Source organism: Actinocorallia lasiicapitis, assembly GCF_054778695.1.
In genome coordinates, this window is the sequence record NZ_BAAGZI010000357.1 from 1 (window position 1) to 6154 (window position 6154).

At 68.0% G+C, this 6154-nt stretch carries 7 protein-coding genes and 1 pseudogene; 5 read left to right on the forward strand and 3 right to left on the reverse strand.

What is annotated here, in order from left to right; all coding sequences use genetic code 11:
- The coding region (locus tag ACYVE7_RS27385) for a DUF4192 domain-containing protein (protein ID WP_460368556.1) at window positions 1–492 on the reverse strand (492 nt) is incomplete at its 3' end.
- A 58-nt stretch (window positions 493–550) separates the two neighbouring features.
- The gene (locus ACYVE7_RS27390) at window positions 551–895 is read right to left on the reverse strand and encodes a hypothetical protein (protein WP_460368557.1); all 345 of its coding nucleotides are present in this window, start codon (window positions 893–895) and stop codon (window positions 551–553) included.
- A 121-nt stretch (window positions 896–1016) separates the two neighbouring features.
- Here ACYVE7_RS27390 and ACYVE7_RS27395 point away from each other — a divergent pair, with 121 nt between their 5' ends.
- The 5 genes from ACYVE7_RS27395 to ACYVE7_RS27415 all read left to right on the forward strand — a co-directional run bounded on the left by ACYVE7_RS27395 (window position 1017) and on the right by ACYVE7_RS27415 (window position 5980).
- Window positions 1017–1829, forward strand: coding sequence for a polysaccharide deacetylase family protein (locus ACYVE7_RS27395; protein ID WP_460368559.1), 813 nt, complete (start codon window positions 1017–1019; stop codon window positions 1827–1829).
- Between the two features lie 71 nt (window positions 1830–1900).
- On the forward strand, window positions 1901–2389 hold the full coding sequence (locus ACYVE7_RS27400; RefSeq protein WP_460368561.1) for a DUF1707 domain-containing protein: 489 nt from the start codon (window positions 1901–1903) through the stop codon (window positions 2387–2389).
- Between the two features lie 83 nt (window positions 2390–2472).
- A complete protein-coding gene (locus ACYVE7_RS27405; protein WP_460368562.1) occupies window positions 2473–3813 on the forward strand; it encodes an FAD-binding oxidoreductase in 1341 nt (446 codons plus the stop codon).
- Entirely contained in the window at window positions 3810–5072 is a 1263-nt protein-coding gene (locus ACYVE7_RS27410) for a class I SAM-dependent methyltransferase (RefSeq protein WP_460368564.1), read from the forward strand. The genes ACYVE7_RS27405 and ACYVE7_RS27410 overlap by 4 nt, the downstream gene beginning before the upstream one ends.
- A 77-nt stretch (window positions 5073–5149) precedes the next feature.
- Window positions 5150–5980, forward strand: a complete 831-nt coding sequence (locus ACYVE7_RS27415; protein ID WP_460368566.1) for an undecaprenyl-diphosphate phosphatase — start codon at window positions 5150–5152, stop codon at window positions 5978–5980.
- Here ACYVE7_RS27415 and ACYVE7_RS27420 read toward each other — a convergent pair.
- A pseudogene (locus ACYVE7_RS27420) lies at window positions 5917–6154 on the reverse strand (hypothetical protein); the annotation flags it as partial. The gene ACYVE7_RS27415 and the pseudogene ACYVE7_RS27420 sit on opposite strands and share 64 nt — an antisense overlap.

The following is a 6154-nucleotide window of genomic DNA, read 5'->3' on the forward strand; positions in this document are numbered from 1 at the left end:
GGCGACCGGCGCGAGGGTCTCGGCCAGCGCGGCCCTGCTGGGCAGCGCGACCAGCCCGTCGACCACGGCCTGGGCCTGGAGCGCCGAGGTGCCGAGCTCGGCGCCCTCGACCGGGCAGCACTCAGGGGATTCACACAGATAGGACCAGTACCGCCCTTCGTGCACCCGGACGGCCTCGCGGACCGGCAGCCCGAGCTCGCCGAGCGCCTGCCGGACCGCCGCCACGGAACCCTCGGCCACCTCGGCCGAGCCGTAGGCGACGAGCATCGCCGCGGTGAACCGGTGCTGGGCCAGGATCGCGGCCAGATGGTGCGCGGCCTCACCGCTCAGCGGTAAAGCGAACCGCAGCGCGCATGAGGTGTGCGGGCCGCCGCACCCGACGGCGACGAGGCTGTCCTCGGGGTGGAAGCCCAGCAGGAAGGGCACGGCGCCGGCGAGATCGCGGGGACCGCGGATGACCAGGGGAGTGGTGTTCTTGCGCATGTCGTCCATGCACCCGACCCAACCAGAAAAACGCGCCCGCCGAATCACGGGCTGTGGACAACTCTTCTCAGAGCGTGCCGCGGGTGTGCTTGTTGCGGGCGTTCCACTCCCGCATCCGCGCCGGATAGCCGACGATCTGCACGTCGTAGACGGGCAGCGCGAGATCGCGGGCGACCTTGCGGATCACGGCGGGGGAGCCGACCCGGCGCCTGGTCCACTCGCCGTCGTGGGCGACCGCCATGGCCGTCGTGTCGGTGGCGAAGGTCTCCGGTTCGACGAAGAACTCCACGCCGCGCCGGCTGCGGGCGAACTCGATCAGCGCTTCGACGTCCGAAGGCATCGCTTCCCGGTCGAACCGGACGATCGCCTCACCCCTGTTGCGCCGGATTCCGAACCGGTCCCAGAACCTCATGACGCTCCCACGGTGAAAAGTGAATGCGCAACGATAACGGAAAATCCCCCCAGTTCGGTTCCCACCACCCTGCGTATGGGCATGATCACCATCGGTTTGCCGGTGTATGGGGGAGATGAAGATGCGAGGGAAACTGTCGATAGCGATCGTCGCGGCCCTGACCGCGACGGCCTGCGGACAGGTCAACGCCGTTGATGTGGCTCAGGTCGCCGCACGGCAGGAGTCCGCCCCGGTGGTGGTCTCGGTCGGCAACCCCGACCCTGACGCCCGGCGCGCCCTGATCCGCGACGGCGACGGCCTGACGAACTGCGCCAAGGTCAAGTGCGTGGCGCTGACCTTCGACGACGGCCCGATGCCCGACACCGCGCGCCTGCTCCGCATCCTGGACAAGTACCAGGCCAAGGCCACGTTCTTCGTGGTCGGCGCCATGGTCAAGGAGCACCCTGACCTGGTCCGCGACGAGGTCGCCGCCGGCCATGAGATCGCGAACCACAGCTGGGACCATTCCGATCTGGCCCGGATGTCGGAGAGCGGGGTCCGCAGCCAGCTCCAGCGCACCAACGACATCGTGCAGCAGACCGCGGGCGTCACGCCCACGCTGCTGCGCCCGCCCTACGGCTCGACCGACGCGCAGGTCTCGGCGGTCGCGAAGTCGATGGGGATGCCGCAGATCATGTGGGCGGTCGACCCGCTCGACTGGAAGGACCGCGACGCCGGGACGGTCTCCCGCCGCGTCCTGTCCGAGACGCGCCGCGGCGACGTCGTCCTCATGCACGACATCCACCCTTCAACGGTCACCGCGGTCCCGGCGATCCTGGAGGGCCTGGCGGGCCGCGGCTTCCACTTCGTGACGGTCACCGAGCTGTTCCACGGCGCCAAGTTCCAGCCGGGCCGCCAGTTCACCGAGCGTCGCGCGGCGCAGAAGGCGGCCTGAGCCGGGAGATGGGGGAAGTCTCAGGGATGTCCCGGATGGGCAACGGGGCGGGGAGCGTCCAGCATCGTCTTATGGACATCACTCATCTGCGGGTCGGGCACGCCGAGCGGGAGCCCGTCATCGACCAGCTCAACCAGGCCTTCGCCGAGGGGCGGCTGGACGGCGAGGAGCGGGACCAGCGGGTCCATCTGGCGATGACGAGCAAGACCTACGGGGATCTGGCCTTGCTGACGCGTGACCTCGTGCTTCCTTCGAGTTCCGAAACCGTCACCGGTGAGGATCGGATGCTGGCCGGTCTCGCGCACGCCTCCGGGATCGCGACCCTTTTCGTGGGCCCTCTCCTCTTTCTCCTTTTTAGTGGGAAACGGTCGGCCTATGTGCGGAGGCACGCGGCGGCCGCAGTCAACTTCCAACTGACTCTGCTGGTCATCACCATCGTGACGTTCGGCATCGGGTCACTGCTGTACCTCGCCGCATGGCTGATCGCGCTGATCGCGGCCCTGTCGGCGGTAGCACAGGGCTCCTTCGCCTACCCGTACACCGTGCGTTTCCTCAAGTAGCGCACGGCGTACCGAGGAATTTTCCAGAGCGGCGGAGGTTTATGTGATCTGACAAGTGTGAAGATCGGAGAAGGGAGGCGCCCATGCTCGCAGTCGGATCCTCACATGACGAGGCTGTCACGGCCCTACGCGCGTCCTATGACGCGATCCCGCCCGGCGCACCGGTGCGCTTGGCGAAGACCACGTCCAATCTGTTCCGCTTCCGGGACGCACCCGCGGCTCCCGGCCTGGACGTCGGCGGCTTCAACAAGGTCCTGAGCGTCGACGCGGCGGCCCGCACGGCCGTCGTCCAGGGCATGACCACCTACGAGGACCTGGTCGAGGCGACCCTGCCGTACGGGCTGATGCCGACGGTGGTCCCTCAGCTGAAGACCATCACGCTCGGCGGCGCGGTGACGGGCCTGGGCATCGAGTCCAGCTCGTACCGGTACGGCCTGCCGCACGAGGGGGTGCGGGAGCTGGAGGTCCTGACCGGAGACGGCCAGATCGTCACGGCCACCCGCGACAACGAGCACAGCGATCTGTTCTTCGGCTTCCCGAACTCCTACGGAACCCTCGGGTACGCGCTGAAGATCACGATCGATCTGGTGCCGGTCAAGCCGTATGTGCGGCTCCGCCACCACCGCTTCGACGACGCCGAGCGGGCGGTCGCCGCGATCGACGAACTCGGTCCCGACGCGGACTTCATCGACGGCACGGTGTTCGGTCCCGGCGAGATCTACATCACGACGGGCGAGTTCGTCGACGAGGCTCCGTACACGTCGGACTACACGGGTCAGAACATCTACTACCGGTCGCTTCGGGAGCGCGGCACGGACTTCCTGACCGTCCACGACTACCTGTGGCGCTGGGACACCGACTGGTTCTGGTGTTCGGGCGCGTTCGGGCTGAAGAAACCCCTGGTCCGCAGGCTCTGGCCGGACGCGAAGAAGCGCTCGGACGTCTACCGCAAGCTCGTCGCCTGGGACAAGCGCTCGCATTTCACGGCGCGCATCGACCGCTGGACGGGAAAGCCGCCCCGCGAGGACGTGATCCAGGACATCGAGGTCCCCACCGAGAACCTCCCCCGGTTCCTCGACTTCTTCCATGACGAGGTGCGGATGAGCCCCATCTGGCTCTGCCCGCTCCGGTCGCGGGAGAACTGGCCGCTCTACCCCCTGGAGCAGGGCCGCAGTTATGTGAACGTCGGATTCTGGGGCACGGTCCCGCAGCAGCCGGGCAAGCTCCCCGACCACCACAACCGCCGCATCGAGCGTGTCGTCGATTCGTTGCGGGGACACAAGTCCCTGTACTCGACCGCCTTCTACTCGCGCGAGGAGTTCTGGCGGCATTACGACGGCACCACCTACCGGGAGCTGAAGGAGCGGTACGACTCCGGAAGCAGGCTGTACGACCTATACGAGAAGTGTGTGAGGGGCTCATGACCCTGGCGAAGGTCTTTGAGAAAGTGACGAACGGGGAGGAAGTCCCCGTAGAGTTCGCGGCCTACGACGGCAGCCGTGCGGGCAGTCCCGCCGCCGACGTCCGGATCGAGATCAAGACGCCCTACGCGGTCTCCTACCTGATCCGCTCACCCGGGCTGCTCGGTCTGGCCCGCGCGTACGTGACGGGCAACATCGACGTCCAGGGCGACATGTACGAGACCCTGCTCCGGCTGTCGGACACGATGCAGGGCCTGAAGGTCACCGACCGGATGAAGGTGCTGGCCAGCGTCGCCGACGACCCGCTGCTGCGGGCCGCGGCCGCGACGCGGGTCCGCCCGCCCGCGCAGGAGGTGCGCAGGACCTCCAAGTGGCGGCGGCACACCAAGGCGCGCGACGCCGAGGCGATCCAGCACCACTACGACGTGTCGAACAAGTTCTACGAGTGGGTGCTGGGCCCGTCGATGGCCTACACCTGTGCCGTCTATCCGACCCTGGGCTCCTCGCTGGAGGAGGCGCAGGCCCTCAAGTTCGATCTGGTGGCGCGCAAGCTCGGCCTGGAGCCGGGGATGCGGCTGCTGGACGTCGGCTGCGGCTGGGGCGGCATGGTCATGCACGCGGCCCGCGAGTACGGGGTGAAGGCGCTGGGCGTCACCCTGTCGAAGCAGCAGGCGGAGTGGGCGCAGAAGGCCATCGCCGAGGCGGGCCTGTCGGAACTGGCCGAGGTGCGCCATCTCGACTACCGGGACGTCCCGGAGGCCGGGTTCGACGCGGTCAGCTCCATCGGTCTGACCGAGCACATCGGCCAGGCCAACGTCCCGGCCTACTTCGCGTTCCTCAACCGGAAGCTCAAGCCGGGCGGCCGGATGCTGAACCACTCGATCACCCGTCCGGACAACACGCAGGCCTCGATCCGCCCGGACGGCTTCATCAACCGGTACGTCTTCCCGGACGGTGAACTGGAAGGTCCCGGTTTCCTGCTGACGGCGATGAACGACAGCGGGTTCGAGATCCGCCATGAGGAGAACCTCCGCGAGCACTACGCGATGACGTTGCGCGACTGGTGCCGCAACCTCGACGACCACTGGGACGAGGCGGTCGCCGAGGTCGGCGAGGCGACGGCCAGGGTGTGGCGGCTCTACATGGCGGGGTGCCGGCTGGGCTTCGACAAGAACGCCATCCAGCTCCATCAGATCCTCGGGGTGAAACTACCTTCTTCCGGCGTGTCGGGCATGCCGCTGCGCTCAGCCTGGGGCATCTGACATTCTGATGCACGATCGAGAGGCCGTCCTCTGGACGGCCTCTTTGCGTGTTATCGGAAGGGATCGACGGGTTGAGCGTGATCGAGGTCTGGGAAGCCGCGGTGCTGGGTGTGGTCGAGGGGGTCACGGAGTTCCTGCCGATCTCCTCCACCGGGCACATCAAGATCGTTGAGGGGTTGATGGGCATCCCGGTCGACGACCACTCGGTGGTCGGCTTCAGCGCCGTCATCCAGGTCGGGGCGATCGCCGCGGTGCTCGTCTACTTCTTCAAGGACATCCGCAGGTTCACGATGGCCTGGGTGAAGGGGCTGTTCAACGCCGAGGAGCGAAGGAGCCACGACTCGCAGTTCGCCTGGTGGGTGATCTTCTCCACGATTCCGATCGTGATCGTGGGCATCGCGGCCAAACCGTTGATCACGGGACCGCTGGCCTCGCTCTGGGTGGTGGCGGGCTCGCTGATCGTCGGCTCCGGGGTGATGTGGTACGCCGACCGGGTCGCGACGCTCAAGCGCGGTGAGAAGGACGTCACCTTCGCCGACGCGATGATCGTCGGTTCGTCGCAGATCCTCGCGCTGCTGTTCCCCGGATTCTCCCGGTCGGGCGCGACGCTGTCGTTCGGTCTGTTGCGCGGCCTGGATCGGGTCGCGGCGACGCGGCTGTCGTTCTTCCTGTCGATCCCGGCGCTGACCGGCGCGGGCGTGTACGAGCTGAAGGACGCCGTGGGCGGGACGGTCGGCGTGCCGTCGCTCGCGGTCGGCACGATCGTGTCGTTCCTGGTGGCCTACGCGTCGATCGCGTGGCTGCTGCGGTACGTCGCCAAGCACACGCTCGGCGCGTTCATCGTCTACCGGGTGATCGTCGGACTGCTGCTGTTCGGCCTGCTCGGCGCCGGGGTCATCGACGCGTAGAGCGCGGTCGCCGCCAGCAGGACCATGGCCGCGACCAGGCACGGTCCGGTACCCCACCAGGTCCACGCCGCGCCGAAGGCCAGCGAGCCGCAGAAGCGGCCGACGGCCTGGCCGGTCTGGACGAGCGCCAGCCCGCCGCCGCGCCGCTCCGCAGGGAGCAGCGGGGCGGCGGCC

What these genes read in the sequence shown, in the direction of transcription:
- ACYVE7_RS27390 (WP_460368557.1), bottom strand. Translation starts at nt 895, where the DNA reads ATGAGGTTCTGGGACCGGTTCGGAATCCGGCGCAACAGGGGTGAGGCG.
- ACYVE7_RS27395 (WP_460368559.1), top strand. Translation starts at nt 1,017, where the DNA reads ATGCGAGGGAAACTGTCGATAGCGATCGTCGCGGCCCTGACCGCGACG.
- ACYVE7_RS27400 (WP_460368561.1), top strand. Translation starts at nt 1,901, where the DNA reads ATGGACATCACTCATCTGCGGGTCGGGCACGCCGAGCGGGAGCCCGTC.
- ACYVE7_RS27405 (WP_460368562.1), top strand. Translation starts at nt 2,473, where the DNA reads ATGCTCGCAGTCGGATCCTCACATGACGAGGCTGTCACGGCCCTACGC.
- ACYVE7_RS27410 (WP_460368564.1), top strand. Translation starts at nt 3,810, where the DNA reads ATGACCCTGGCGAAGGTCTTTGAGAAAGTGACGAACGGGGAGGAAGTC.